Here is a 26486-nt window from a genome sequence, read left to right as displayed (position 1 = left end):
AAGTAATCCGTAATAAATAGCAAATGACTGTGAATCGACGGGTGATCTGGCTGCGCTATGGCAGCGGTATGCGCACGTTCGAATGAATAACGTCCTCTGTTCGCGGACAGCGGCCTAGCAGACGCGCGAGCTTCGTCAGCAATGAACGCGATCATCGCGTTCGCCGGTTTCACCTCTCTCTGTAGTCAACAACGCCAAGGCGGGACGGCTTAGTTCGATCTTGCTCATCCTCGGGGATAACCTGCTTTTAGCGATACATACAGTCAATGACGAGTAACTTGAAACTCATGGGGGTTGCGGCAGCAACCGTGTTCGCGTGGTTTGGCGCGGAAAGCGCACACGCAGCGAGCACCATCACCGTGTCAGGTCTGCAATACACGTTGTGCGGACAGGAGAACGGCACCTGCAAATTCCTCGGCACCGGTTCGGTGGTGTTCGGCGCGGTTCCTCCCAACTCGCCTTCGGTGATGTTGACGGCGCCGCGCACGTTCAGCAACGGAGTCGGTTGCTATGTCGGCGCGGTTTCGCAGACCGATCCCGCGTACGGCTATGGAAAATCGTGCTGGGTAAGGGCGGTTGCCGCGAGTGGGACGCCTGCACCTGCGCCGGCACCTGCACCTGCACCGACGCCAACTCCCACCCCAACGCCCACGCCAGCCCCCGCGCCGACGCCTGCACCAGCACCAGCACCAGCACCAGCACCAGCACCAGCACCAGCACCAGCACCAGCACCAGCACCAGCACCAGCACCAGCACCAGCACCAGCACCAGCACCAGCTCCGACGCCAACGCCAACGCCAACCCCAACACCCACGCCCGCACCCGCCCCCACCCCCAGCCCCAGCACGTCGACGCTCTCATGCAGCGCGCCGACTCACACCGCGGGCGGCACCGCCAATGGCGTGATCAGCGCCGACACGCCGACCACCGACGGCCTGCGGATCTTCCAGAACAACGCACCGTTCAAGCTCGCGATCACGACGAACGCGCCGAGCGCGGACACGGTGGTCTGGTCGGTCGCGGACTCGAACGGCGCAATCAAGGCACAAGGCAGTTTTGCGGTCAGCACCGGCGTGCAGACCAATACGATTCCTTGCACGTCGACGTGGTCCGGGTATGGCGCGCTGACGGCGACGTTGCGCTCGAACGGCGGCACGCTGCCGATGAGCGGCACGCGTCCGACCGGCATCGCGACATTCGGCGTGTTGCCTAACCTCACGTCGGTGCTCGGCAACGTGACGTATGCGCATCAGGATCAGCATCGCTTCGGCATGCAGGGATTCAACGGCAATATCGCCGCGCTGCACGACCTGGGCATCTCGTGGACGATCGACGACCGTCAGGTGTCGGTCATGGAACCCAATGGTCCCAACACGTACACGCCTAACGTGAACGATCTGGATCCGTTCTACAAGGCCAATCCCGATCAGATGCGCATTGTTCGTCTCGACGGACTGCCGGCCTGGGATTCGAAGACCGGCCAGTTCAACGACAGCTACTACGCGCCGACGAACATGCCTGAGTTCCAGAGCTTCATGGCGCGAGTCGGCACGGATACCAGTCTGATTCGCTCTGCGTACTATCCGAACCAGCAGAGCAACTACTACCAGGTGACGTGGGAACCGAGCCTCGGCTGGGCGGACAGCGACGCGAATTTTGTCGCGATGTACAAGGCTGCGTATCAGGGCATTCATTCGACCGATCCGAACGCGGTCGTGATGGGCACGACCAACCCGTTCCCGTCGAATTGCGATACCTGTACGACCGGTTATCTGCAGAAGTTCGGCGCGCTGGGGTTGTGGAATTACATCGATGCAGTCTCGTCGCACGGCTACTGGAACGCGGGCACGTATCCGGCGCATCCGCCTGAGTTGCAGGACTCCGATCCGGATCCGGCGAACCAGGCGAATGCACTCGACAATCTGGTCGCGCAGTTGCGCTCGGTGATGCAGGCGGGCAAGCCGAACATGAAGCTCTTCTTCACCGAGGCAGGCACGAGCTACGACCCGGGCATCAATTACGGCTCGACGGGTCCGTCGCAGAACCAGTTGTTCGCTCATGCAGCGGTTGGCGTGCGTTCGCACATCATCGTGCTCGGCGGCGGCGCGCAGTTGACGACGCTGTTCTACGGCCCCGACTATCCGGGTGAAGTGGGATACGGCTCGTTCTTCGACCTGAGCGACGCACAAGGCGCGTACGGCGCGACGAATCTTTCGCCGAAACCGGAGGCCATGGCCTTCGCGACGATGACGCGCGCCCTCGACGGCACGAATACGCTGGGCCGGGTCAAGAATGCGCCGGCCGGTGTCTATGCGTACGCGTTCCAGCAACTCGGCAACGGCAAGGTCGTGACCGCGGCATGGGCGCACAGCAATGCGCAGTGGCCGGCGAGCAATGGCCTGTACAGCCAGACCTATTCGACCAGCTATTCGCTGCAGGTGGATAGCCCGGGTACGTCGGGCAATGTGACGAAGATCGACGGCTACGGCAACATCAGCACGCTTGCCTATACCAACGGTACGGCCACGTTGACGCTCACCGAAGTGCCGCAGTACATCGTGTCGGCCAACGCGACGCTGGCGAAGTCCAACGCGACGGCTCCGGTCGGTTACACCGGGCAATAAGCGCTGCAAGCGACCGGTGCGCCGCGGGTAGTATGCGTGGCGTGCCGGTCGATCTTCCGCATTCGATCTGAATGCCGCCGCGCGATATCGCGGTCGTGCATCTCGCACGGCCCTCGATTCCTCCACACCAGCCGTTCCCCCCACTCCTGGCCTCCAGCCGAAGCGATCGCATCCGGTCGTCATCCGGTCGATAAACAGGCCCTCGCGCCGATCCGCGATCCATCGAGTTTGCCCTGGGTAAAGAACCGTTATATTTTGCCGATATGCACGGTAGGCACCGGTTCGTTCATTGCACGCGCCGCCACCCACCTGATCCGTCCCGAAACCAACGATTGAATCCCAAGTGCGACGAACTCAGCTTGCCTCCCTGTTTTCCTGCTTGCTTGCCGGATTGCTCGGTCTGACGCTGTTATCGTTATGCGCGTGCAGGCAGCAAGACGAGACGTCGTCGAGTGCGGCCACGCCGGCGGTCACCACGATCACCGCGCTGATCTGGGCGCCGGACTGGCCGGAAGAAATGCTGCAGATCGCGGCCGAGTTCAGCAAGCTCAATCCGGACATTCGCGTGAACGTGCAGTTCATGATCGGCAATTCGGTCGAAGAGAACATCAAGCCGCGGATCGCTTCCGGTAACCTGCCCGATGTGGTCAGCGTCAATCCGAACGCTTATGCTGCTGAACTGGCGGATCAGGGCACGCTCGCGGATGTCGGGGCAACAGCCGCATGGCACAACATGCTCGACCCGCTGAAGGGCGACTGGACGAGCCGTCAAGGCAGAAGCTTCGGCATCTCCGGCGGCGTGGCGACAACCCTGATCTACTACAACGAGGACATGTTCGCGAAGGCGGGGATCAAGGCACTGCCGACTAATTTCCGCGAGTTCCTGAAGGCATGCGAGCAACTGAAGCGCGCTGGCTTTACGCCGATCGTGTGGAGCGGCGGATTCCCGAACATGCTCGGCAACGGCCCGTTCAGTTCTGGCTTTGCGAACAACGTGGTGGCTCACGAACCCACGTGGAAGCAGAAAATCGGCGAGGGCACGCTGAATCTGAACACGCCGCAGGTTGCGGACATTTTTGCGGGGCTTAAGCTGATACCCGAGCGCGGTTTCACGCAGGAAGGATTCATGGCGACGGATTACGATGAAGGCATACGCCTGTTCAAGGACGGTAAAGCCGCCATGGCTTTTCACGGCAGTTGGGCGGCGGGCCTGTTGCTGCATGGCAATCCGTTCGAGGTCGGCGTCTTCATTCCGCCGTGGAACGCACCCGGCGAGCGGGTCGTGCCGGTGATCGGCAGCGAAACCGGCTTCGCGGTGTGCGACACGCGCAACAAGGCGGCGTCGATGCGTTTTCTGGAGTTCATCGCCGGGAAAGGGTTTGCCATTCTGCAGAGAAAACGCCAGAACATTCCACCGTTCAAGCAAGTGCCGGGGACGATCGTGAGCGATCAGAAGATCGTCGACTATACGAACAGGGTCAGTCGTTATCCGGTCACCGCGAGCCCCTATTATTCGGTGTTCCCGTCCAACTCGATCGAGCGCCTGCACCGTTTGATGCAGGACGTGCTGTTCAGGAAGATCTCGCCCAGCCAGGCGGCCAGGCTGCTCGACGAGTCCGTCAAGCATGAAGCGAAGATGCATTACAAATGAGATCGCTCCTTGGCTTGCTGCGACGCGTTTTCGCGTACTTCTCGCTGGATTTGCTGCGCCGGGTCGAAATTCGTTACCGGCTGATCGCGGCATTCATCCTGCTTTCTTTGATACCAATACTGATTTCGGGCTACATATCGTACGTGGAGTCGACTGCGGCGATCAGGGAGAAGGCCGAAGTATTCTCGAAAGAGGTGGTCAAACAGGTATCCAGGAACATCTCGCTGCGGATGGAGCAGATCGAGACGGAAAGTAGTCTGGTGGTGTTGTCGGACCCTGTTCAGGGCGGTCTGACGAAGGTCGCGACCGGCAGCGCGAAAGAACAGAGCGAGGCGCGCGAGGAGATGACGCGGCTGCTGCTCGAGCATTACGGGTCGGTTAATTTCATCAATCAGAAATACATACTCGACACCACCGACCGGGTCATGGACACGCAAGCATTCGCGCAACTGACCCAAGGGGTGATGCGCCTCGTCAAGCAGGCGCCGGATCTCAGCGGCCGGCCCTACTGGGGCAGTTACGACAACGGCGCAGGGCAGCAGAATCTCGGGATGGTGCGCGCGATCATCGGCAAGAGCAATAACCGGCAGATCGGCAATCTGGTGCTGGTGATCAGCCCTGAACACTTCTCAACGATTTTTAATGACGTCGCGTTGGGAAGCGGCACCGAGATCTACGTTCTCGACGCGAGCAATAGCAAACTGATCGCGCGAGCCGACGGATCGTCCGCGAACGCAGATCGATCGGCCGAGCCGGGTCTCGTCAATAAGATCGCGAATAGCGCGCCATTCGGCGAGCCGAGCGGCTTTGTCGACTTCGAAGGCCGGCACGCGGGACGCTATTTCGCCGCCTACACGAACATTCCCGGCACCACGTGGTATGTGGTCAGCACGGTCGCCGAAAAGAAGCTGATGGCCGAAGCGCAGTCGGTGCGCAACCAGATCGTGCTGGTCGGCATCTCCGGTTTCCTGCTGTCGATTTTTCTCGCGTACTTCATCTCGTACAGTATTTCGGCGCCGCTCATCGAACTGGTGCGGAAAATGCACGATAGCGGCAACGACGCGGGCGCCGAAGCAGACTCAGAAGCAGACTCAGAAGCAGACGCACAGGCGGAACAGAACATTCATGCCGGTGCAAAAGACGAACTCGGCAGGCTGGCGCAACGCTTCGAGAGAATGAGCGCGGCGATGCGGCAGAAGATCCAGAAGATCAACGAGATCAACGCGTCGCTTGAGCAGACCGTCATTACGCGCACGATGGAACTCGTCAGTCGCGAACAGGAGTCGCGCACGCTGATCGAGAATTCGCCGGATACGATCACTCGCTACGACCGCGACTTGCGCCGCACGTACGCCAATCCCGCGTTCTGCACGTCGGCCGGATTCAATCTTGCTGAATCGCTCGGCAAGCGGCCCTCCGAAGTTCCGGGCGGCTCGAATGCGCTGATCTACGAGAAGAAGATCGGCGAGACCATTGCCAGCAGAAAGAGCACGCAATTCGAGCTGCGATGGCTCAGCAAGGATGGCCACGAGCAATGCACGCATATCCGCCTGACGCCGGAGATCGACGGATCGGGTGAAGTGAGTTCGGTGCTCGCGGTGGGCCGCGATTTGTCGGACCGGATGGCATTCGAGGCGACGATCTGGAAACAGGCCAATTTCGACGCACTGACGCATTTGCCGAACCGGCAAATGTTCCATGACCGTCTCGACGACAAGGCGCGCATGTCGCATCGCTCAGGCCGGCCGATGGCACTGATGCTGATCGACCTCGATCGCTTCAAGGAGGTCAACGATTCGCTCGGGCACGATACCGGCGACATTCTGCTGATCGAAGCCGCAAAGCGCATCACCGCATGCGTGCGTGAATGCGATACCGTCGCCCGCCTCGGCGGCGACGAGTTCACCGTGATTCTGCCGGAACTCGACGACACCGAAACCGTCGAGCGGATCGCACGGACGATCATCGACAAGCTGGCCGAGCCGTTCAGGTTCGGTACGGAGGAGGCCTTTATTTCCGCCAGTGCCGGCGTCACGCTGTATCCGACTGATGCCCGCGAACTCGACGTGCTGTTCAAGAACGCCGACCAGGCGATGTACGCGGCGAAAAATGCCGGCCGCAACCGTTTCAGCTATTTCACGCCCGACTTGCAGGTCGCGGCGGAAAGGCGCCTGCGTCTCACAAGCGATCTGCGCGTCGCGTTGCAGAGCGAGCAGTTTCACGTCTATTACCAGCCTATCGTCGATCTCGCGACCGGCGAGGTCTGCAAAGCAGAGGCGCTGATCCGCTGGCTGCATCCGGAGCGCGGGATGATCAGTCCGCTCGACTTCATTCCGCTGGCCGAAGACACGGGGCTCATCGTACCGATCGGCGATTGGGTGTTCAGGCAGGCGGTGCGGCAGGTGCGCGACTGGCGTAGCCGCTTTCATCCGTCGTTTCAGATCAGCGTGAACATGTCGCCGGTGCAGATTCGTCAGGATAGCCTGGTATGCGAACAGTGGTCCGAATCGCTTCTTCGCGAAGGAATGCCCGGACAGAGCATTGCGGTGGAAATCACCGAAGGCCTGCTGCTGGATGCCGAATTGAACGGCAAGCTGCTGATCTTCCGCGACGCGGGGATACGTGTGTCGATCGACGACTTCGGAACCGGCTATTCGTCGCTCGCCTATCTGAAGCGTTTCGACATCGACTATCTGAAGATCGACCGTTCGTTCGTGCACAACCTGGGCTCGGACGGCGACAACCAGGCGCTGTGCGAGGCGATGGTGGTGCTTGCGCACAAGCTCGGCTTGAAAGTGATTGCGGAAGGTGTCGAGACGGACGAGCAACGCGACTTCCTGCGCCATATCGATTGTGACTACGCACAGGGCTTTTTGTATTCCGCGCCGGTTTCGGCGGAGCAATTCGAGAAACTTATCTGGCCGAAACTCGAAGCAAAGTCCGCAGCCAGGCCCGATAACCAGCGCTGCGAAACCGCTTAGCGCGGGTCACGTATCCGGCAGCGCGGATTTCCCGCGCGAGCCGCGTCGCGGTTTCGGCTCGACGCCCACGCGCGGGTCGCGCGCGAGCACGAGCGCTGTCATCTGTTGCGCGACGGTTTCGAACGCGGGATCGTCTTGCGGCACATAAAGCCATTTACGCAGTACCGGATGCGGCTGCAACGCAGGCATTTCGTCGATGAGCGCGCGATGGCGTTCCTGCGACGTGCACACCAGCAAGCCGTTCCACGGTTTGGCGCGATCGGCGGCGACGAGGCATAGCAGGCCGTCGATATAAGCGGCGTCGCTACCGAACATGCGCTTGCTGACGTAAGTCGGCTCGCGCTCGAATGCGTCGAAAATCCAGAGCAGCGAATTGCGGACGGAAGAAGGCATTGGCGTGAGGTATCCGGCAATAGGAGGCAGGTTTCAGCCTCCATCTTAATTGCCTCGTCCCTTCAGTTAAAGCCAGCTTTCCAGGCCTCAACGATCGCCTGTTACGCGCGCAGCACCGATTTCAGACGGCCCAGTTCGGCGGGGCGCGTATAGGTTCGGTATAACTCGCCGACCGTACCGATCGCGAGCGCCGGTTTGAGCGTTGCGCCCGGCAGCGCGTCGGTGATCCAGGTGAGCGCGTTCATATCGCGCTGCGCCGCATGTATCGCAGCAGTGAGCGCAGTAAGAGCCCGTTCTGCCGAGTGTCCCCCCAAGTCGACGAAGCAGTTTTCGAAAGGGTGTTTCGTTGCACCGTCGACGCGTGTGGCTGACTTTCGAATGTCCAAATCGATCTCCGATGAGCGTTGCCATTCCTGTATAGCAACTCAATGTGACGATTTTTCGTGATGTTCGCGGCGCGTGATGGGCCGCAATCGATCACTGACTACCCGCACAAAATACCGCCCATTTCTTTCATATACATAACGACCTGAGGTCGTACTCCGCGCAATCAAGCCGAAAACCGCGCTGTCGTGAGTGTCATCGCTCCGCGCTTGATCACAAAAATGAAAGGGAGTATAAATGCGATCCGTTCTCAAATGAGAATTATTGTCATTTGAGAAGTGACAATTCATATTTATCTTTTTTCAGCATCGACCTCGGGGAATTCATGACAAACGCTGTGCCACACCGACGCCCACATCGGAGCGCGCGAACCAGGACGTTCGAGCTTCCGCGTGTATTTTGTGCCGCGACGGTGCTCATCTCGGCAGCCTGGCCAGTAGTCAGTCATGCCGCGGCAGAGCTTGCGGCAGATCCGGTATCGGGCGCGTCGGCACCTTCCGCCACGCCCGCAACTGCACCGCCGAGTAATGCGAGTATTGCAAGTAATGCAGGCAGTGCGGACGCCGCCACAGGCGCCACGCTCAAAGCAGTCGACGTCAACGCGACGAAGAACGCGCAGCAAGCCAGCCCGTTCGCGCCGAAGACAGTCGATACCGCACAATACCGCGGACTGGATACGCTGGACGTTCCCGCCACCGTCAACGTGGTGACCGGCGATCTGCTGAAAGCCCAGGCGGCGAGCGGCCTGTACGACGCGCTGCGCAATGTCGCCGGAGTCGTGCGTCAGCAATTGAGCGGTATCGCGTACGACCAGTTGTCGATCCGCGGTATCGCGCTCGACAACCGCAACAGCTATCTCCTCAACGGTGTGCTGCCGATCGATAACAACATCTGGATGCCGATGGAGGACAAGGATCATGTCGAGGTTCTGAAGGGTGCCTCCGCGTTGTACTACGGGTTCACGGTTCCGGCCGGCGTCGTCAACATGGTCACGAAGCGTGCGGGCGCTACGCCGGTGACGAGCGTTTCGGCACTCGTGGATTCGCACGGTTCAGTCGGCGCGAAGGCCGATGTCGCGCGCCGCTTCGGTGCGGACAATCAGTTCGGAATCCGTGTGAATGCGATGGACGAGCATCTCGAGACGCCGATCGACGGCGACCGCGGTTATCGCAAGTTCGAAAGCGTCGCGCTCGACTGGCAGGCGACGCGGCGCCTGTCGTTCAAATACGATCTCGAGCATATCGACGAGCGCGTGGCCGAGCAGGCCGGCATCACGCCGCAGGCTGCGGTCAAGGGCGTGATCACGCTGCCGAGACTGCCGGATGCGTCGACGCTGCTGTCGCCGAACGACAAGAAAACCAGCGCGACGGCCACCAGCCAGTTGTTTCGCGCGGACTATCTGATCTCCGACAACTGGAGCGCGAACGTCTCGCTCGGGCAGTCGATCACGCAGCGCGACCGCTGGTTGTGGATCATGCAGAAGTACAACGTGAACACGGGCGCGGGTACGTTGCAGGGCAGTAAGCAGAATGGTCAGTTCTACGAGAGCAAGATCGTTCGGGCGGAAATGAATGGCAATTTCCACACCGGCAGCGTGAATCACGATGTCACCTTCGGCGTGTCGCAGACCTGGCAATTCCAGCCCGATTTCACGACGTTGTACTACACGGCGGCTCAAAACCTTTATTCGCCGATCAGCATCACGAACCTCACGCCGGCGGGTTCGAAGGCTTTCTACGCACAGCACGCCAGCAACGCGGGTGCGTATGCGTTCGATCGCATCGACCTCACGCAGAACCTGCAATTCACGCCCGGCGTGCGCTATTCCGCTTACCACGCAACTCAGGCCTTCACGGCGACGCAGGACGTTCATCGTACGTCGCCGTCCGCCAGTCTGCTGTACAAGCTGACGCCGCAGACCAGCGTGTACGCGAGCTATATCGAGGGGCTCGAATCCGCGGGCAGCGCGCCGGCTACCGCAGCGAACGCGTACCAGATGTTGCCGGCCGCGGTCAGCCGCCAGGAGGAGTTGGGTGTGCGGCATCGCTTCGGCAACGATTCGCTGGTGTCGATCGCGTTGTTCCAGATTCGTCAGCCTTCTGCGAGTGCCGATGCAAACAACGTGTATGCACTGAACGGCTTGGGCCGTTATCGCGGTGTCGAGTTTTCATATCAGGGCGACGTGACGCGCGATCTGTCCATCGTCACGACCGGCATGTGGCTGAATGCCGAACTCGTCGACAGCACGGATCCGACTACGCTTGGCAAACGCCCGGAAAACACGCCGAGCTACACAGGCAGTGTGTTCCTGAACTATCGGGTACCGCAACTCACGGGCCTGTCGTTCAACGGCGGCGCTTATTTCGTCGGCTCGCGTCCGATCAACAACGCGAATCAGGCGACCATTCCCGGCTACACGCTGTTCTCCGCCGGTGCGCGTTATTCGACGAAAATTTTCGGCAAGGGCGCGACGTTCCAGTTGAACGTCGACAACGCGTTCAACAAACACTACTGGGCGTCGGCCGGGTCGAGCCAATTGGGCATCGGGCTGGAACGCACGTTCACGCTTACGTCGACGATCGATTTTTAAGCTTCGTCACAGCCGAATGCGGTTTTTTATAAAGGATTTTTCGATGTCCGTTTTTTCGAGCCATGATGTTTCCCGATTCAGGCGCCCGGTTGCGGTATCGCGTTCGCGTCGCAACACGTTTGCCGCGCTGGCCCTCGTCGTTGCGGCGATCTGCGAACTGAGCGGCGGTGCCGCAGCCTATGCGGCGGGCGGCAACGCGTCGGCCTCTTCAGTCACCGACCACAAGAAAGTGCTATACGTGACGCGGCTCACGCATCGCGATCGCGAAGAGGACGACAAGGTTCGCGCGCATCTCGAACAGCGCGGGATGGTCGTCACGATGGTCGATCAGAGCGGCCCGGTCAGCGCCGCGCAAGGCGAGGACCTGGTGATCATCTCGTCGGTCGTCAGTGCGCGGGATATGGTGGGCACCGCGTTTCGGGACGTGCCCGTGCCGTTGCTGACCTGGGAGTCGGACCTGTTCGACTCGTTGCGCTTCACCGGCCAGAAGAAGGGAGAAGACTTCGGCACGCTGGACAAGGAGCATTACATCAACGTGGTCAACGCACCGAGCCCGCTCGCGGGCGGCGTTCCTGCGGGCAAGCGCTGGGTCTATCCCCGCGACGATGAAATGGGCTGGGGCAAGCCGGCGCCAGGCGCAACCGTCATCGCGACGTTACCGGGCGAGCCCACCCGCGCGGTGATGTTTGCGTACGAAAAGGGCGCGACGATGGATTACGACTTCATTGCGCCCGCGCGCCGGGTCGCGGTGTTTCTCGGCAATCGCACGTTCGAAAAACTGAGTGCCGACGGCGCGACGCTATTCGATGCCGCGCTCGATTGGGCGGTCGGCACGCCTGCCACGCCTGTCACGGCGGCCGCACAGTAACGCAGCTCGGCCGTCCGAGTTCGATCCGCGGGTTCTGCTACAGCATCGCAGAATCCGCAATATCGAAAGCGGGAATTCTTGTTTGGTTATGACGAGATGCTTCGTTAGCATGCGGCCTTTAGGTCGTTGCCCGATCGATATCCGTTTGCGCATGGTTTTTCCGTGGCACGCCGGTGACGGGCAACGTTTGTCGCATGACTTTGAACGGCGCGTCCGCCTCCGATATGCCAAGCCTCGATGTTCCCGCTGCCACGCACGCGGCCCGCAGCGTGACCCAAACTCTGGCCGCCGCGATCTCCCAGTCGGTTCCTCGTGAAGACGCGCGCGCGATTGCAGCGGCGCGACGCGGCATTCTCGACTTCCTCGCCGCGGCCTTCGCCGGTGCAAGCGACAGCGGCTACCGCAAACTGCTGGGTGTCAGCGGCCACGATTCGCGTGGCGACGCTTCCGTGATCGGTAGCGCGGTGCGCGCTTCGGCGCAACAGGCCGCGTTGCTCAACGGCTACGCCGGCCACGCGCTCGACTACGACGACGTTCACAGCAGCGTGCGCGGCCATCCGTCCACGGTGCTGCTGCCCGCGCTGTTCGCGCTGGCGCAAACGCGCGGCAGCAGCGCGCTCGACTTGCTGGACGCCTATGTGGTCGGCGTCGAAACGATGGCGCGCCTCGGCCTCGCGCTGGGCAGCCGTCATTACGAACAGGGCTTTCATAACACCGCGACGCTGGGCACGCTCGGCGCGGCCGCGGCGGCCGCCTATCTGTTGAAGCTCGATGCCGACGCGATCGAAAACGCGCTGGGTCTTGCGGCCACGCAGTCGGCCGGTTTGCGTGTGCAATTCGGCAGCGAAGCAAAACCGCTGCACGCGGGTCTCGCCGCACGCGCGGGTGTGTTTTCCGCCGAACTCGCCGCGGCGCGTTTGCACGGGTCGCCCGATGCGCTGGATGGCCCAATCGGTTTCTTCGGTGTATTTAGCGGCGGCGCGGCGCAACTCGAACGCGTCAACGACGGCTGGGGCGCGCGCTGGCAAATCGACACGCCGGGTCTGTACTTCAAACCGTGGGCGTGCTGCACGGCGACGCACTACGCGGTGCATGCCGCGTTGACGTTGCGCGACGCGCATCGCGTGACGCCGGCGGACATTGCCAGCGTCACGGTCACGTTTCCGCCCGGCGGCGACACGCCGCTATCGAATCAATTGCCGTCGACCGGTCTCGAAGCGCGATTCAGCGTGGAATACGCGGTGGCCGCCGCGTTGACGGACGGCTCGCCAGGCGTCGCCACGTTCGCCGACGTGCCGGTACGCGACGACCTGAGCGCGCTTGCCGCGCGCGTCGCGCGTCGTCACGACGAAAGCGCGCCGCGTGCTTCGACCGATCCCGCCACGCGTTTTTCCACTGTCGAGATCGCGCTGCATAACGGCACGGTGCTGACGCACAAGACCGATCGCCTCTACAGCGCCGAAGATCTGCCCGCCAAATTCGCGGACGCCACCGGCCGCGACGAACGCGTCGCGTTCGTGCCCGCGCACGTCGAGTCGATGCAAAGCGCCGCCGACCTCGCCACTCTTTTCAACGTCTTCGCACAGATCACCGTATGACATCGACTACTCGCAACGCCGCCACGCGGCAGATGCGCCTCGGGCTCTTCATTCAGGGCGCGGGACATCACGTCGCCGGCTGGCGTCATCCCGACGCGCAGGCCGGCAGCGAAAATCTCGCGCTGATGCAGCGCATCACGCAAACGGCCGAGCGCGCCAAATTCGACATGGTTTTTCTCGCCGACGGGCTGACGAGCGGACCGGACGCGCATCCGTCGATGGCGATGCGGCTCGAACCGCTGTGCCTGCTCTCCGCGCTCGCGATGGGCACGCGTCACATCGGTCTCGCGGCGACTGCTTCCACCACGTATAGCGAGCCGTATCACGTGGCGCGCTCGTTCGCGTCGCTCGATCATCTGAGCGGCGGCCGCGCGGCCTGGAACGTGGTGACCACGTCGTACGATCGCACCGCTGCGAATTTCACGCGCGGCAATCATCCGGACCACGCATTGCGCTACGAGATGGCGGGCGAATTCGTCGACGTCGTGAAAGGGCTGTGGGACAGCTGGGACGACGACGCGGTGGTGAAGGACAAGGAACGCGGCGTCTATTTCGATCCCGCAAAAGTGCACACGCTGGATCACAAAGGGCAGTTCTTCTCGGTGAGAGGCCCGTTGAATTCTTCGCGTCCGCCGCAGGGTCATCCGGTGGTGATTCAGGCTGGTTCGTCGGGTCCGGGCCAGGATCTCGCCGCGCGCACCGCCGAGGTGGTGTTCACCGCGCAGCAGACGATCGAGGAAGCGCAGGTTTTCTACCGCGACCTCAAAGGCCGCCTGCCGAAGTTCGGTCGCGAAGGCGATCAACTGCATGTGATGCCGGGCGTGTTTCCGGTGATCGGCAGAACCGAGCAGGAAGCGAAGGACAAGTACGCGCAATTGCAGCAATGGATCGATACGTCGGGCGCATTGACTCTGCTGTCCGACCGTCTCGGTCACGACGTGTCGAAGTATCCGCTCGACGGTCCGTTGCCGGATCTGCCGGAATCCGATCAGCTCAAGAGCCGCGCGAAACTGCTGACCGATCTCGCGCGCCGCGAGAATCTGACGTTGCGCGAACTGTATTATCTGGTGGCAGGCGCGCGCGGGCATCGGATCGTGTGGGGCACGCCGGTGCAGATCGCGGACGCGCTCGAAGAATGGTTCGTCGGCGAGGCGGCCGACGGCTTCAACATCATGCCGCCGTATTTCCCGGGCGGCCTCGACGACTTCGTCGAACTGGTGGTGCCGGAATTGCAGCGGCGTGGGTTGTTCCGCACCGAATATAGCGGTACGACGTTGCGCGATCATCTTGGATTGCCGCGGCCGGCGAGTCGTTACGCGGCGGAGCAGGGCTAGAAACGGCGGAAGGTGGGTAGCACAAAAAAAACGGCGTCCGCAAAACGGACGCCGTTTTTGCATTCGCGCGGTCCGCTTTAAATCGCGAAGCTGCTCAAATCGAGTTTCACCGGCGTCGTGCTGTGCGCGTGCGCCTGTACTTCGCGCGCGGCGTCCGGCGCCGTCTGCGTGTGCGCGAGAAACGCGCGCGTGCGCGGACTGGCTGGCGCACGAAACAACCGCTCGGCCGGCCCGTGTTCGACGATCACGCCGGCCTCGGTGAAATACACCGTATCGCTGACTTCCTCGGCGAAACGCATTTCGTGCGTGACGAGCACGCAGGTCATGCCGTCTTTCACCAGATCGCGAATCACGGTCAACACTTCGCCGACGGTCTCAGGATCGAGCGCGGACGTCACTTCGTCGAACAGGATCAGATCGGGTTGCATTGCGAGCGCCCGCGCAATCGCGACACGCTGTTGCTGGCCGCCCGACAGTTCGCCCGGATACGCATGCGCTTTGTCCGAGAGCCGCACCTTCTTCAGCAGATCGTACGCGGTGCGTGTCGCGCTGGCTTTATCGCGGCCCAGAATACGCACCGGCGCGACCACGAGATTGTCCAGCACGCTCAGATGCGGAAACAGGTTGTACTGCTGGAACACGAAGCCGACGCGTTTGCGTAATTCGATCTCGTCGCGTTCGGAAGAAAGACGGTCGACGCGCGTGCCGTCCACTTCGATTTCGCCGTGCTGCGGACGCAGCAGGCCGGTGATGCAGCGCAGGATCGTCGACTTGCCCGAACCCGACGGCCCGATGATCGACACCGCCTGACCGCGGAACACGTCGAGATCGATGCCTTTGAGCACCGGGTTAGCACCGAACGACAGATGCACGTCGCGCAAGCGGACCAGCGGGCGCGCGCCGGCGGGCGAGGTTTCAACTGAAGGCATAGCGTTTCTCGAGAAGACGGGTGAAGCGCGCGATCGGATAGCAGTAAGCGAAGAACAGCGCGAGCACGGCGAAATAGACGACCACCGTGAAATCCGCACGCGCGACGGTATTGCTCGCAACCTGCGCGGTATCCAGCAGATCGTGAACGCCGACTAGCGACGCGAGCGCCGTTGCCATCGTAATGCTCGCGTAGAGGTTCATCCACGGCGGCAGCATGCGCTTCACGCACTGCGGCAGAATGATCCAGCGAAACACCTGTGTGCGGCTGAAGGCGAGCGAGCGCGCGGCGTCCCACTGCGCGTGCGGAATCGACTGGATCGCGCCGCGAAACAGTTCGGCGAAGTTGGCGCTCGCGGGCAATGCAAGACCGAGCGTCACCTTGAACCAGTCGGGAAACGGCACGATATGCTGGCCGAACGCGATTTCGAAAGGGAACACGTAGGTCGAAAAGTAAATCAGCACGAGCAGCGGCGCATTGCGAAACACCTGCACATAGCTGCGAGTGAGCGCGCGCACGATCCACAGCGGCGACAGCAGCAACGGCCCGAGCACCAGACCGGCGAGCGTGCCCAGCGCGATCGCCAGCAAACTGATTTCGATGTTGACCCACAGCGATTTGACGAGCGCGGGTGTCCATGTGACGAGTGCGGAGAGCGTCGGATTGCGAGACCCCTGCACCAGCCACGCGACGAGCGCGAGCGCGACCGCCACGCCGATTACGGCAGCCACGCGCTTTCCTCCGCGTGCCGGCGGCGAAAGCGTACTAGTGGCCATAGCCGGGTATCCTCAGGCGACCTTCGAGCCAGCGCCCCGCGCGATTGATCGCGAAAGTCAGCGCGCCGAAGAACAGCAGAATCAGGATCATCAATTCGAGCACGTTGTCGCGCTGCGTCCAGATCATGATCGACGCATACGTGATGTCGCCGACCGCGATCGCCGAAGCGACCGTGGTCATTTTCACCAGATCCACCATGTTGTTGACGAGCGCGGGCAGCGCGAAACGCAGCGCGAGCGGCAATTGCACGCCCCACAGGCGCTGACGCCGGCTATAGCCGAGCGATTGCGCCGCTTCGAGCGTGGTGCGCGGCACCGCTTCGATACCGGCGCGCAGCGCTTCCGCGTGAAACGCGCCCTTATGCAGCGAGATCACGATCGCGCTCCAGATGAACGGTGTCAGCGGATTGCCGCCCAGGTTGCGCAACGCCTCGCTGATCAGCATGTTCAGCACGAGAAACGCGCAGAACAACTGAACGAGCGTCGGCGTATTGCGGGTAATTTCGACGAACACGCGGGCAGGGCGCGCAAGCGCCGCGCGCGGCGACGTGAGCATGGCCGCGAGCACGACGCCGGCGAGCAGACTGCCGACGGCGGTCACCAGCGACAATTCGAGCGTGACCAGCATCCCATGCAGGAACGACGCGAGTTCGTCCGGCGCGAGTACGAAGCTGTAGTTCAGCCCGATCTTGCCGATCGCGTCGACGAGACCGGTCGCGGCATGCGAGAGCGTGTCAGCAGCGGACACGCTCATGCACCTTGTGCCTTCAGCTTCGTGTGCAGATCGAGCACGGCCTGCGACGGTTGCATGCCGTTCTTGTGTTCGACGTCGATCAGCCAGCCGCTGCGGTGCCAGTCCTGGACGATTTTATCGAGCGCGTTCTGCGTGTCCGTTTCGCCCTTGCGAACCCAGATCACCGAAGGCGACGGAATCAGTTCGTTCGAAACGGGGATCGTGTAGTCCTTCCAGTCCGGATTGTGCGCGACGAGCAGGCGCAACGTCGGCGCGACGTGCACCGCCGCTACGCAGTTGTTGCCGCGCAGTGCGAGCAGCGACTCCGGTTGTCCGCGAAAAGCCTTGACCTGTGCGCCGTACTGTTCGGCGAGCGGCTTCGTATAGTTGCTGCCCTGCGACACGCACACGGGTTTGCCGCGCACGTCGTTCCATGTCTTGATGCCGCTGTCCTTACGCGTGATCAGCGCGCCGCCGATCTCCTCGAACGGCGTGGGCGGGTAAGAGAAGATTTCCGCGCGTTCCTTCGTGACTTCCATATTGGCGATCAACGCGTCGACCTTGCCCTGCTGCAGGAACTGCACGCGGTTCGACGGCTGCACCGGCGTCAATTCCACGTCGACGCCGAGGCGCTTCGCGACGTCGTTGGCGAGATCGACGTTGAAACCGACCGGTTTTTGCGTCGCCGGATCGAGCGAGCCGAACGGCGGCCCGGACAGGATCACGCCGACCACGATCTTGTGGCGCTGATGAATCCGGTCCAGCGTGCTGTCGGCATGCGCGACGCTCGCGCCGAATGCGGCGAGCAGTGCGACGGCGCGCAAGGTGCGGTTAAGGAGTGTGCGGGTCGGTCGGCTGAACATGAATGAGAAAGTGGGGCTGGAGTCTGTTGGGATCGCACATTCTCGGCATTGCGGACGCAAGAAAGAACCAAGGAATTTTCATACCGTTATCTGAATGCGCGCAAAGCTGGACGATTTGGATGTCGCAGCGTCGTATTCGTCAACGTGACGCGAGCGCTCTAAAAATAGCGCTGCGAGTGGAATATCGATCGGCGGAATTGTCGGTTGGAAATGCCGATATGCCGTTTCTATAATCGGCCATCCTATTGGAATCGCGTGTCATGTAACGGCCTCGACGGGCGCTTCACGCGCGCTGGCCGCGTCATCGGCACCGACACGAGGCCGGAGGCCCGAACCATCATGTCCACCCAGTTCGAATCGATCGCGACGCGCGGCGCGGCCGTCGCCGCGGGCGAAAGCGAGGCCCGCCGCGCGGCTCCCACGCTCCGTTTTTCACGCGGCGTGCTGATCGCCGGCCTCGCGGCGCTCGCATGGCTCGGCGGCGCGGCGTTGACCGAATGGTGGCCAAGTCTCGACGACTGGCCATATACGAAACAATTGATAGCACTGAAACTGGTGCTGGCGGTATTCGCGATCGGGACTGCCATTGCCGGCTACCGCAACGAACCGGCTCGCGCGAATGCACCGGTGACGCGCACCGGCGCGTGGCTCGGCGCGATGCCCTGGCTGCTCGCGCTGGCGCTCGGCGTGAGCGCGTGGGAAGCCGTCACCGCGCAACTCGAATGGCTGCCGCGGCCGTTTTTCGCGCCGCCACAAGCGCTGATCGGCGTCTACGCAGACGACTATGCGCGGCTCGGCACGAGCGTGCTGCATTCGTTCGGTCTGCTGGCGTATGGCTATGTGCTCGGCGCGGCCGTGGGCTTTATCACAGGTGTGAGCATCGGCTGGTCGCAAGCGGTCAGCTACTGGGTGCATCCGGTGCTGCGGCTGATCGGCCCGTTGCCGGCCACCGCGTGGCTGCCGCTCGCATTCTTCTTCTTTCCGTCGAGCTTCAGCGCGAGTGTCTTCCTGATCGCACTGGCCACCGCGTTTCCGGTGACGGTGCTGACGTGGTCGGGTGTCGCCGGCGTCAATTCGGCCTTTTACGACATTGCCCGCACGCTCGGCGCGCGGCCGAGCTTTCTGATTCTGCGCGTCGCGATTCCGGCGGCGCTGCCGTCGGTGTTCGTCGGGCTGTTCATGGGTCTGGGCGCGTCGTTCTCGGTGCTGATCGTCGCGGAAATGATGGGCGTGAAAGCCGGGCTCGGCTGGTATCTGCAATGGGCGCAGGGGTGGGCCGCGTACGCGAACATGTATGCGGCGCTGCTGGTGATGGCGCTGATGTGTTCCGGCCTGATCACGTTGCTGTTTCGTGTGCGTGACCGTCTGCTCGCATGGCAGAAAGGATTGCTCAAATGGTAGCCGTACCCGAAGTGTTGAATCGGTCCGTTCCCGCGCCGTCGGTTCGCGACGGCGCACGTATCGACGTCACGCACGTCAGCCATCGGTTCGCGCTGCGCGGCGCCGCATTGCCGGTGTTGCAGGACGTCAGTTTCAGCGTCGAGCCCGGCGAATTCGTTGCGTTGCTCGGACCGAGCGGCTGTGGCAAATCCACGTTGCTGCGTCTCGTCGCTGGCCTCGACAAGCCGACCGAAGGCAGCTTGCAGGCCGATGGCGCTGCGATCGCGGGCCCCGATCCGTCGCGCGTGGTGGTGTTTCAGGACCCGACCTTGTATCCGTGGCGTACGGTGCGCGGCAATGTCGGGATCGGCCCGCAGGCGCAGCGCAAGCGGTTCGCGCGGCGCGCCGGTCCGCAGTATGAACGAGCCGAGCAACGGATCGACGCGGCGTTGGAACTCGTCGGCCTGAGCGAATTCGCCGAAGCGTTTCCGCATCAACTGTCCGGCGGGATGGCGCAGCGTGTCGCGTTGGCGCGCGCGCTCGTCAACGATCCGGCGCTGCTGGTGCTGGACGAACCGTTCGGCAAGCTCGATTCGCTCACACGCATCCGCATGCAAGGCGAGCTGGCGCGACTCTGGCAGGACGCGCGCTTCTCCGTGCTGCTGGTCACGCACGACGTGGAGGAGGCGCTGCTGCTCGCCAATCGCGTGATCGTATTCAGCGAGCGGCCGGCACGCGTGATTGCCGAGGTGCGCAACGACGCGCCGTATCCGCGCCATCGCGACGATCCGAAACTGGTGGCCTTGCGTCGCGAAGTGCTGGCGCAACTCGGGCTCGACACCTGAACGAAGCATAGAAGCAAAACTAACAACGACCAAACAACAACCGACAACGACCTCTGGAGCCGCACATGAATCCCTACGATGAATCTCCGCTGAGTCCCGCGCGCCGCGCGTGGCTGCGCAAAACCGCGTGGACCGCGGGCGCGGCGGCGCTCGGCGGCGCGTCGCTGCTGCCGGCTTCGCTGGCGCTCGCGCAGACGCCGCTCAAACCGCTGAAACTGTCGTGGAATGCGGGCGCGATCTGTACCGCGCCGGTGGCCGTTGCGGAGAAACAGGGCTTCTTCCAGAAGCACGGCTTGCAGGTCGAACTGGTGAATTACTCGGGCTCGACAGACCAGTTGCTCGAAGCGATCGCAACCGGCAAGTCCGATGCGGGCGTCGGCATGGCGCTGCGCTGGATCAAACCGCTGGAGCAGGGCTTCGATGTGAAGCTGACAGCCGGCATTCACGGCGGCTGCATGCGTTTGCTGGCCACGCGCGCGTCGGGCATCGTCGACGTGGCGGGTCTGAAGGGGCGCACGATCGGCGTGAGCGACATGGCGAGTCCGGCCAAGAATTTCTTCGCGATCGTGTTGAAGAAGATCGGCGTCGATCCGGAGCGCGACGTGAACTGGCGGCAGTATCCGGCGAACCTGCTGGGCCAGGCGCTGAAGAAGGGCGAAGTGCAGGCGATCGCGGATGGCGACCCGACCATCTGGACGATTCGCGAAGACGACCATCTGTACGAGGTATCCAACAACCTGTGCGGCGAATACCAGACCCGCGCGTGCTGCGTGCTCGGCGTGCGCGGCTCGCTGGTGCGCAAGGACCGCGCGACCGCGCAGGCGTTGACGCAGGCATTGCTCGACGCAACCGAGTGGACCGCCAATCATCCGGCCGAAGCCGCGGCGATTTTCTCGCCGTACACGCCTTCCGCCGACGTGAACCAACTGGCCGCGATGCTCAGGAGTCACACCGATCACCATCATCCGGTGGGCGACGCGTTCAGGAAGGAAATCTCGCTCTATGCGGACGACCTGAAAGCCGTTGGCGTGCTCAACAGCGGCACCGATTCGAACCGCCTCGCCGACCGGGTGTTCTCGAACGTGCTGGCGTAAGTAAGCGTGAATGGTGTGCTGTTGCTGTCAGGCTAAATCAACGAGGCGATAGAGACTCAATTCGCCGGCAACTGGAACACGGCCACCACATCGCTCATGCGCGTGGCCTGTTCCTCGAGCGATACCGCGGCTGCCGCGGCCTGCTCGACCAATGCCGCGTTGCGCTGCGTGACTTCATCCATCTGCGAGACGGCCTTGTTGACCTGCTCGATCCCATCGCTTTGTTCTTCGGAGGCGGCCGCAATCCCGGCCATGATGTCTGTCACGCGACGCACCGCGTCGTTGATCTCCGTCATCGTCTTTCCTGCGCGGCCCACCAGTTCCGTTCCGTTACCCACCCGGTCGACCGATTCGCTGATCAGCGTTTTGATTTCCTTGGCCGCCGACGCGCTGCGTTGAGCCAACGTGCGCACTTCGCCCGCCACCACCGCAAAACCGCGGCCTTGCTCGCCTGCGCGCGCCGCTTCGACGGCCGCGTTCAACGCGAGAATATTGGTCTGGAACGCGATGCCTTCGATCACGCCGATGATGTCGGCGATCTGCTTCGAGCTTGCATTGATTTCGCCCATCGTCGTGACGACCTTCGAGACGACCTCGCTGCCTTCGTGCGCGACGTCTACCGCAGCCCGCGCGAGTTCGCTCGCCTGACGCGCATTGTCGGCGTTCTGGCGCACGGTCGACGTGAGTTCCGACATGCTCGATGCGGTCTCTTCGAGCGACGCGGCTTGCTCCTCGGTCCGCTGCGACAGATCGGTGTTGCCTGCCGAGATCTGCGCGGTAGCCGTGGAAATCGATTGAGCACCGTCGCGTACCGAGACCATCGTTTCCCGCAGGCGGGACTGCATCAGGCGCAGATCTTCCAGCATCCGGCCCATCTCGTCGCGCGAGCGTACCTCGATACGCCGGGCGAGGTCGCCCTCGGCGATCGCGCGGAAGTGGTGCATCGCGTCATCGAGCGGGCCGGCAATCGACTTACGTAGCGCATGCCACGCGAACGCGGCCATCGACAGCCCGATCAGCAGACCGGCTCCGGCGAGCGCGAGAATCGTATGGAAACGCTCCTGTGCGGCCTCGTACCGGCTGTGGGCCTGATCCGCCTGCATCTTTTCGAGCTCCGCGGAACGGTCCGTGATTTCGTTGAACGGCGCCGTCATCCTGTTCGAGATCAGATCGCCGAGTTGCGCGGTGTCGCGCCGGTCGATCGCGGCAAACACCTGAGCGACCGGTCCGTTCATTGCAAGCGCGCGCTTGGCTTCGACCGCTTCGGCGAGGGGTTGCTGCCGCGGGTCGGCGGAGAGGGCACGGTAGGTCCGCCAGGCTTCGTCGCCGATGGAAAACTGCTCGCGTGCTCTCGCTTCGAGGGTGGCCACGTCCGCACGATCGGGCTGAGCCGCGATCCGGTCCAGTACCAGCCGGCCGCGCGCATAGAAGAAGTTGAACTTGCCGATCGCAATCGCAGACGCGAGTTCGTTGGAGTACAGATCCTTCTGATCGGCATTGCTCAACGCGATGCCCGCCACGCCGAGCACGGCGCCGATCGTCATGAGCAGGCCGAGGAAGCCCATCGCAAGGGCGAGACGGGCGCGGATCGTGATGTTGGAAAACATGGATGCCTCGGGGTACAGCCAGCGGAACGGAAAAACATCGCGCCGGGAAGGCGCGGGCGGTCAACAGGATTACGGCAAATCGCCGCGAAAATGAAGGGGAATCTGAAATGGGTCTGCAAGACGGGCAGAAGACGGGCTGAAAGCCGTCGCACAGCCGCGCATGACACGTCCGCTCAGCGACTGCGCGCAGCGCCGATCCCACCGAGTATGAGATCGATGCCGGCGAGAAAATCGAGGCGATCGTCATGGACGTGCAATTGCCCTGCCACGCGACGGGTGAACGGGTATTCATGCGGATCGAGCTCGGACCACATTGCCGACAGCTCGTCGAGGAAGTTGGATTTGTCGGTGCCTGACTCCCGCGCGATCTGCGCGTTCACCGCGTTCTGCCCGCTGACGCCCAGAATGTAATTCAATAACACGAACACGGCGCCCCACTGTGCGTCGTCAGGGACATCAAGAGAGCGAATCTGCTGGCCTATGCGTTCGAGCACGCGCACCGTCGGCAACTGCGCCGGTGCCTGGGTGAGTACCGAGCCGACCCACGGATGCGCGTCGATCGCGTCGAACAGGCTGAGAGCCAGCGCGCGAATCGTTGCTTCCGGCGTCGCGCCGACCGGCGGCACGCTCATCATGTCGGCGATGACCGCGTCGCAAGCGGCAGTCAGCAGATCGTTCTTGCTGTCGATGTACCGGTAGATAGCGCCGATGCCGGTGGCAAGCCGCCCGGACAGCGCGCGAAAGGTCAGGCCGCTTTCGCCGCGGCTGTCCAGCAACGCGATCGACTCTTCGACGATTCGATTCCGCGAGAGCGAATCCTCCCGCGCTCGATTGTGGCGCGTTCTTTCTATCATGGCTGTTTTACTGCTTTACGCCAGCAACACCTTGCCCGCTTTACTTGCCGGATGCAGGCGCAGCCGCCGGAGTGGCGAAGGGCTCATCCTTTGCCACCACGTGCACGGTGATCACCTGCACGGGCAGCGCGCCGTCGTTCCTTGCGCTATGCACAGCGCCGGCCGGCACCACGAAGCCGCCGCCCGCTGCAACTTTGCGCGCTTCATTGCCCGCGACCATCAGTGTCAGCACCCCTGAGGTCACGTAGCCGATTTCGTCGCCCGGATGCGTATGCCAGCCGAGCTTTCCACCCGGTGCGATCTCGAGACGCGAAACGATCGCCTGCCGGCCCGGCACCGATACGTCGCTCCGGGTAATCTCGGTTCGGTTTATCTCGGCGTTTTGCGCGAAGCACGACGACAACGCTGTGATGAAGAGAGCGCCGAGAATGAAATGTTTTGCTTTTTTCACGAAATGCCTGGCCGATAACGGTTCTGTGCCCAGATGCAGCACAGAACCTGAAATGAGAAAGTTGTCAGCGGAAAGATCCAGCTTATTGAGGCTCGCGCTTACCGGCGAGTAACTGCACGACGTATTTTTTCCAGACTTCCGGATGTGCCAGCGTCTGATGCCCAAACGACGACGGGCCTTCCGGAATCTCCACGAATTGACCTTCGGCCACCTGAGGAACGAGTCGCTGCAACGCACCGAGATCGGTCGCATTGATCAGGTCGTCCTGGAAGTTCACGGCGAGCAGTTTCGCCTTTATCCGGCCGAGCTCAGGCGCAGGGTCATAGTCCCAGGAGGATTTGAACCAGTACAACACGTCGTTGGCGTCGTACTTCGAGTATTGCGCGATCGTTGCATCGTACAGACGAGTGGCCGCATCCCGATCAGGCGCGGTCAACTGGATCTGCCGAGGGTTCTGCGTCATGATCGTGAACACCGGCATGACGCGCACCCATTGCTGAGGAGAGGCGGTGTAGTCGCCATGCTGCCAGTCCGGATCATGCTCTATTGCGCTGACGACCATCTGCCGCCAGAACCAGTTGCGCCCGGCCATCGCGATCGGTTGAGACGCGATCGGCATCAGCGCGTCCATCATGTCCGGATGCTGTTCGCCCCAAAGCCACGTTTGCATGCCGCCCATCGACGTGCCGAGAACAAGCTTCAGATGGTCGACTTTCAACCCTTCTTTCACAAGCCGATACTGCCCGGTGACGACGTCGTTGTAACCGTATTGAGGAAACCGTGTGCGTAATCCGTCGCTCGGTTTGCTCGAGCCGCCGCGCCCCAGTCCATCCGGAATAATGACGAAGTACTTGTTGGCATCCAACGGTGCACCCGCTGCGAACAACTCCTTTCGCGATGCGGGAGACAGAAATTGCTGACCTGTACCGGTCGTGCCGTGGAGAAGCAGCACCGCGTTGGTAACGTGACCCGCCGTGTTTCGTTGAATATGACCCAGCGTGACATAGTGCAGTTTTACTTCGGGAAGCACGGTTCCATCGGAGAACCTGAAGTCATGTGCAATGAAATCGCCCGCAGTCTCAGAGGATGATTCTCCGCTTGATGAGCCGACGGGTGAGCCGATGGATGACTGTGCCTGGCATGACGTCCAGAGTGTCAACGCGGCAATGAACGGCAAAACTTTTTTCATGGATTTCTTACTGATTACACGTAGCGATGAAATGACAACAAGCGGGTCTGGCGGGGACCCGGAACGCCTGGTTCTAGCCTCAGGCGTCGCCGATCCGGAATTCAAATTCACCGATACCTTCTACGCCGCCGCGCACCGTATCGCCGGGTTGCATTGCACCGACACCGGCCGGCGTGCCGCTGAAAATCAGATCGCCCGGTTTTAACGTCACCGATTCCGACACATAGCGAATGATGTCCACGACGGGCCAGATCATCTGGCGAAGATCGCCTTCCTGACGCAGTTCGCCATTCACCGTGAGCCAGATCCGACCCGCTTCGAGATGGCCGACTTCCGAGACCGGGCGCAACGGGCTTGTCGGCGCAGACAAATCGAATCCTTTGCCCCAGTCCCACGGACGACCGAGCTTTTTCGCCGCTGCCTGCAGATCGCGGCGCGTCAGATCGACACCCACGCCATAGCCCCACACCAGATCTCTGGCATCGTCGGTGGAAACATTCGTCCCCTCTTTGCCGATTGCAATGACCATTTCAATCTCGTGGTGCAGGTCGCTGGTCAGCGGCGGATAAGGAATCTGACCGCTTGCGGGCACGACGGCGTCCGATGGTTTCTGGAAAAAGAACGGCGGCTCGCGATCCGGATTGCCGCCCATTTCGAGCGCATGGTCGGCGTAATTACGCCCCACGCAAAACACGCGGCGGACAGGGAAACGTGCGTCCGATCCGGCGACTTCGACCGAGGTGACCGGCGGGGCGGAAATGACAAATTGACTCATGGCGTGGTGCTCCAAAGGAGAAATCGTGTGTGACTGCACGATATCTTCGAAGGGCACGCATCGCCTGGACAGATAGACGCAAGCACCTGGACAATTCCACATTTCACGCGCGAGCCTCGCCCGAAACGGTGCGTCGGCGTCGTGACGCGCTGCCGCTCAGGCTCCGTCGCGATACGCGGACGGCGACACGCCGGTGAACTGCCTGAAACGTCGCGTGAAATACGCTTCGTCGCGATAGCCGACCTCGAACGCGATGTCCTTGATCTGCCGACGGTGGTCGCGTAGTAGTCTTTTCGCTTCCTCGATGCGGGTCTGCGTGATCCATTGCACGACGGACTTGCCGGTTTCGCGCTTAACCAGGTCGCCGACGTAACGCGACGACAACGACATCAGCGCCGCGAGCGAAGCGGCAGAAAACGACGGATCGGACAGGTGGGCATGCAGATAGCCCGACAAGCGCGCAAACACAGATTCCTGCCGCGCCGGCGAGCGTGCCGCCACTAGCGCCTGAATCATGTCGCGGTGGCTCGTGCAAATCATGCCGATCAATTGCAGCAGATAAGCGCGC

At 62.1% G+C, this 26486-nt stretch carries 22 protein-coding genes; 10 read left to right on the top strand and 12 right to left on the bottom strand.

Features of this window, described 5'->3' with window-relative positions:
• The first annotated feature begins 266 nt into the window (after positions 1–266).
• The 3 genes from PQQ51_RS03415 (at position 267) to PQQ51_RS03405 (ending at position 7256) form a co-directional block, all read left to right on the top strand.
• On the top strand, positions 267–2624 hold the full coding sequence (locus tag PQQ51_RS03415) for a hypothetical protein (protein WP_408494848.1): 2358 nt from the start codon (positions 267–269) through the stop codon (positions 2622–2624).
• 343 nt (positions 2625–2967) lie between these two features.
• Positions 2968–4275, top strand: a complete 1308-nt coding sequence (locus PQQ51_RS03410; protein ID WP_408494846.1) for an ABC transporter substrate-binding protein — start codon at positions 2968–2970, stop codon at positions 4273–4275.
• Positions 4272–7256 (top strand): bifunctional diguanylate cyclase/phosphodiesterase, encoded by a 2985-nt coding sequence (locus tag PQQ51_RS03405; RefSeq protein WP_408494844.1) that lies wholly within the window; start codon positions 4272–4274, stop codon positions 7254–7256. Before PQQ51_RS03410 ends, PQQ51_RS03405 begins: the two co-directional genes overlap by 4 nt.
• 6 nt (positions 7257–7262) lie before the next feature.
• On the opposite strand, the gene PQQ51_RS03400 is transcribed toward PQQ51_RS03405, so the two are convergent.
• Both PQQ51_RS03400 and PQQ51_RS03395 read right to left on the bottom strand, forming a co-directional pair.
• Complete coding sequence (locus tag PQQ51_RS03400) at positions 7263–7649, bottom strand: hypothetical protein (RefSeq protein WP_408494842.1); 387 nt, start codon at positions 7647–7649, stop codon at positions 7263–7265.
• Between the two features lie 101 nt (positions 7650–7750).
• Complete coding sequence (locus PQQ51_RS03395; RefSeq protein ID WP_408494840.1) at positions 7751–7894, bottom strand: hypothetical protein; 144 nt, start codon at positions 7892–7894, stop codon at positions 7751–7753.
• Between the two features lie 551 nt (positions 7895–8445).
• On the opposite strand from PQQ51_RS03395, the gene PQQ51_RS03390 reads away from it, so the two are divergent.
• From PQQ51_RS03390 to PQQ51_RS03375, 4 genes are all read left to right on the top strand, one after another.
• Entirely contained in the window at positions 8446–10623 is a 2178-nt protein-coding gene (locus PQQ51_RS03390) for a TonB-dependent siderophore receptor (protein WP_408494838.1), read from the top strand.
• 43 nt (positions 10624–10666) lie between these two features.
• Positions 10667–11491: a hypothetical protein gene (locus tag PQQ51_RS03385; RefSeq protein WP_408494836.1), complete on the top strand. Its 825-nt coding sequence runs from the start codon at positions 10667–10669 to the stop codon at positions 11489–11491.
• A 269-nt stretch (positions 11492–11760) separates the two neighbouring features.
• The gene (locus PQQ51_RS03380; protein WP_408494834.1) at positions 11761–13089 is read left to right on the top strand and encodes an MmgE/PrpD family protein; all 1329 of its coding nucleotides are present in this window, start codon (positions 11761–11763) and stop codon (positions 13087–13089) included.
• On the top strand, positions 13086–14423 hold the full coding sequence (locus tag PQQ51_RS03375) for an LLM class flavin-dependent oxidoreductase (protein ID WP_408494832.1): 1338 nt from the start codon (positions 13086–13088) through the stop codon (positions 14421–14423). Before PQQ51_RS03380 ends, PQQ51_RS03375 begins: the two co-directional genes overlap by 4 nt.
• Before the next feature lie 77 nt (positions 14424–14500).
• Here PQQ51_RS03375 and PQQ51_RS03370 read toward each other — a convergent pair whose 3' ends face one another.
• Genes PQQ51_RS03370 through PQQ51_RS03355 form a run of 4 tightly spaced genes read right to left on the bottom strand, consistent with a single transcriptional unit; the run spans position 14501 to position 17723 of the window.
• The gene (locus tag PQQ51_RS03370) at positions 14501–15352 is read right to left on the bottom strand and encodes an amino acid ABC transporter ATP-binding protein (RefSeq protein ID WP_408494830.1); all 852 of its coding nucleotides are present in this window, start codon (positions 15350–15352) and stop codon (positions 14501–14503) included.
• Entirely contained in the window at positions 15339–16127 is a 789-nt protein-coding gene (locus tag PQQ51_RS03365) for an amino acid ABC transporter permease (protein WP_408494828.1), read from the bottom strand. The genes PQQ51_RS03370 and PQQ51_RS03365 overlap by 14 nt, the downstream gene beginning before the upstream one ends.
• Positions 16117–16881 carry an amino acid ABC transporter permease gene (locus PQQ51_RS03360; RefSeq protein WP_408494825.1) on the bottom strand — a complete coding sequence of 255 codons (765 nt, stop codon included), beginning with the start codon at positions 16879–16881 and terminating at the stop codon, positions 16117–16119. The genes PQQ51_RS03365 and PQQ51_RS03360 overlap by 11 nt, the downstream gene beginning before the upstream one ends.
• The gene (locus PQQ51_RS03355; RefSeq protein ID WP_408494823.1) at positions 16878–17723 is read right to left on the bottom strand and encodes a transporter substrate-binding domain-containing protein; all 846 of its coding nucleotides are present in this window, start codon (positions 17721–17723) and stop codon (positions 16878–16880) included. Before PQQ51_RS03355 ends, PQQ51_RS03360 begins: the two co-directional genes overlap by 4 nt.
• Before the next feature lie 339 nt (positions 17724–18062).
• On the opposite strand from PQQ51_RS03355, the gene PQQ51_RS03350 reads away from it, so the two are divergent.
• From PQQ51_RS03350 to PQQ51_RS03340, 3 genes are all read left to right on the top strand, one after another.
• On the top strand, positions 18063–19124 hold the full coding sequence (locus PQQ51_RS03350) for an ABC transporter permease (protein WP_408494821.1): 1062 nt from the start codon (positions 18063–18065) through the stop codon (positions 19122–19124).
• Positions 19118–19948: an ABC transporter ATP-binding protein gene (locus tag PQQ51_RS03345; RefSeq protein ID WP_408494819.1), complete on the top strand. Its 831-nt coding sequence runs from the start codon at positions 19118–19120 to the stop codon at positions 19946–19948. Before PQQ51_RS03350 ends, PQQ51_RS03345 begins: the two co-directional genes overlap by 7 nt.
• A gap of 65 nt (positions 19949–20013) precedes the next feature.
• Entirely contained in the window at positions 20014–21042 is a 1029-nt protein-coding gene (locus PQQ51_RS03340) for an ABC transporter substrate-binding protein (RefSeq protein ID WP_408494817.1), read from the top strand.
• 56 nt (positions 21043–21098) lie between these two features.
• On the opposite strand, the gene PQQ51_RS03335 is transcribed toward PQQ51_RS03340, so the two are convergent.
• The 6 genes from PQQ51_RS03335 to PQQ51_RS03310 form a co-directional block, all read right to left on the bottom strand.
• Positions 21099–22649: a methyl-accepting chemotaxis protein gene (locus tag PQQ51_RS03335; protein ID WP_408494815.1), complete on the bottom strand. Its 1551-nt coding sequence runs from the start codon at positions 22647–22649 to the stop codon at positions 21099–21101.
• Positions 22650–22822: 173 nt separating this feature from the next.
• Positions 22823–23503 (bottom strand): TetR/AcrR family transcriptional regulator, encoded by a 681-nt coding sequence (locus tag PQQ51_RS03330; RefSeq protein WP_408494813.1) that lies wholly within the window; start codon positions 23501–23503, stop codon positions 22823–22825.
• A 40-nt stretch (positions 23504–23543) separates the two neighbouring features.
• Positions 23544–23954, bottom strand: a complete 411-nt coding sequence (locus tag PQQ51_RS03325) for a cupin domain-containing protein (RefSeq protein ID WP_408494811.1) — start codon at positions 23952–23954, stop codon at positions 23544–23546.
• Between the two features lie 82 nt (positions 23955–24036).
• Positions 24037–25143, bottom strand: a complete 1107-nt coding sequence (locus PQQ51_RS03320) for an alpha/beta fold hydrolase (protein ID WP_408494809.1) — start codon at positions 25141–25143, stop codon at positions 24037–24039.
• A gap of 79 nt (positions 25144–25222) precedes the next feature.
• Positions 25223–25918, bottom strand: coding sequence for a fumarylacetoacetate hydrolase family protein (locus PQQ51_RS03315; protein WP_408494807.1), 696 nt, complete (start codon positions 25916–25918; stop codon positions 25223–25225).
• A 156-nt stretch (positions 25919–26074) separates the two neighbouring features.
• The coding region (locus tag PQQ51_RS03310; protein WP_408494805.1) for a helix-turn-helix transcriptional regulator at positions 26075–26486 on the bottom strand (412 nt) is incomplete at its 5' end.

It is taken from the genome of Paraburkholderia xenovorans, from assembly GCF_046030735.1.
GTDB lineage: Bacteria > Pseudomonadota > Gammaproteobacteria > Burkholderiales > Burkholderiaceae > Paraburkholderia > Paraburkholderia xenovorans_A.
The sequence above is the reverse complement of the archived record's forward strand: the minus strand, read 5'-3'. Positions and strand labels throughout refer to the sequence as shown.

Bases quoted from the DNA above. Each gene is read 5' to 3' on its own strand.
- PQQ51_RS03415 (WP_408494848.1), top strand. From the start codon at position 267: ATGACGAGTAACTTGAAACTCATGGGGGTTGCGGCAGCAACCGTGTTC.
- PQQ51_RS03405 (WP_408494844.1), top strand. From the start codon at position 4,272: ATGAGATCGCTCCTTGGCTTGCTGCGACGCGTTTTCGCGTACTTCTCG.
- PQQ51_RS03400 (WP_408494842.1), bottom strand. From the start codon at position 7,649: ATGCCTTCTTCCGTCCGCAATTCGCTGCTCTGGATTTTCGACGCATTC.
- PQQ51_RS03395 (WP_408494840.1), bottom strand. From the start codon at position 7,894: ATGAACGCGCTCACCTGGATCACCGACGCGCTGCCGGGCGCAACGCTC.
- PQQ51_RS03385 (WP_408494836.1), top strand. From the start codon at position 10,667: ATGTCCGTTTTTTCGAGCCATGATGTTTCCCGATTCAGGCGCCCGGTT.
- PQQ51_RS03375 (WP_408494832.1), top strand. From the start codon at position 13,086: ATGACATCGACTACTCGCAACGCCGCCACGCGGCAGATGCGCCTCGGG.
- PQQ51_RS03370 (WP_408494830.1), bottom strand. From the start codon at position 15,352: ATGCCTTCAGTTGAAACCTCGCCCGCCGGCGCGCGCCCGCTGGTCCGC.
- PQQ51_RS03365 (WP_408494828.1), bottom strand. From the start codon at position 16,127: ATGGCCACTAGTACGCTTTCGCCGCCGGCACGCGGAGGAAAGCGCGTG.
- PQQ51_RS03360 (WP_408494825.1), bottom strand. From the start codon at position 16,881: ATGAGCGTGTCCGCTGCTGACACGCTCTCGCATGCCGCGACCGGTCTC.
- PQQ51_RS03355 (WP_408494823.1), bottom strand. From the start codon at position 17,723: ATGTTCAGCCGACCGACCCGCACACTCCTTAACCGCACCTTGCGCGCC.
- PQQ51_RS03350 (WP_408494821.1), top strand. From the start codon at position 18,063: ATGTCCACCCAGTTCGAATCGATCGCGACGCGCGGCGCGGCCGTCGCC.
- PQQ51_RS03345 (WP_408494819.1), top strand. From the start codon at position 19,118: ATGGTAGCCGTACCCGAAGTGTTGAATCGGTCCGTTCCCGCGCCGTCG.
- PQQ51_RS03340 (WP_408494817.1), top strand. From the start codon at position 20,014: ATGAATCCCTACGATGAATCTCCGCTGAGTCCCGCGCGCCGCGCGTGG.
- PQQ51_RS03335 (WP_408494815.1), bottom strand. From the start codon at position 22,649: ATGTTTTCCAACATCACGATCCGCGCCCGTCTCGCCCTTGCGATGGGC.
- PQQ51_RS03330 (WP_408494813.1), bottom strand. From the start codon at position 23,503: ATGATAGAAAGAACGCGCCACAATCGAGCGCGGGAGGATTCGCTCTCG.
- PQQ51_RS03320 (WP_408494809.1), bottom strand. From the start codon at position 25,143: ATGAAAAAAGTTTTGCCGTTCATTGCCGCGTTGACACTCTGGACGTCA.
- PQQ51_RS03315 (WP_408494807.1), bottom strand. From the start codon at position 25,918: ATGAGTCAATTTGTCATTTCCGCCCCGCCGGTCACCTCGGTCGAAGTC.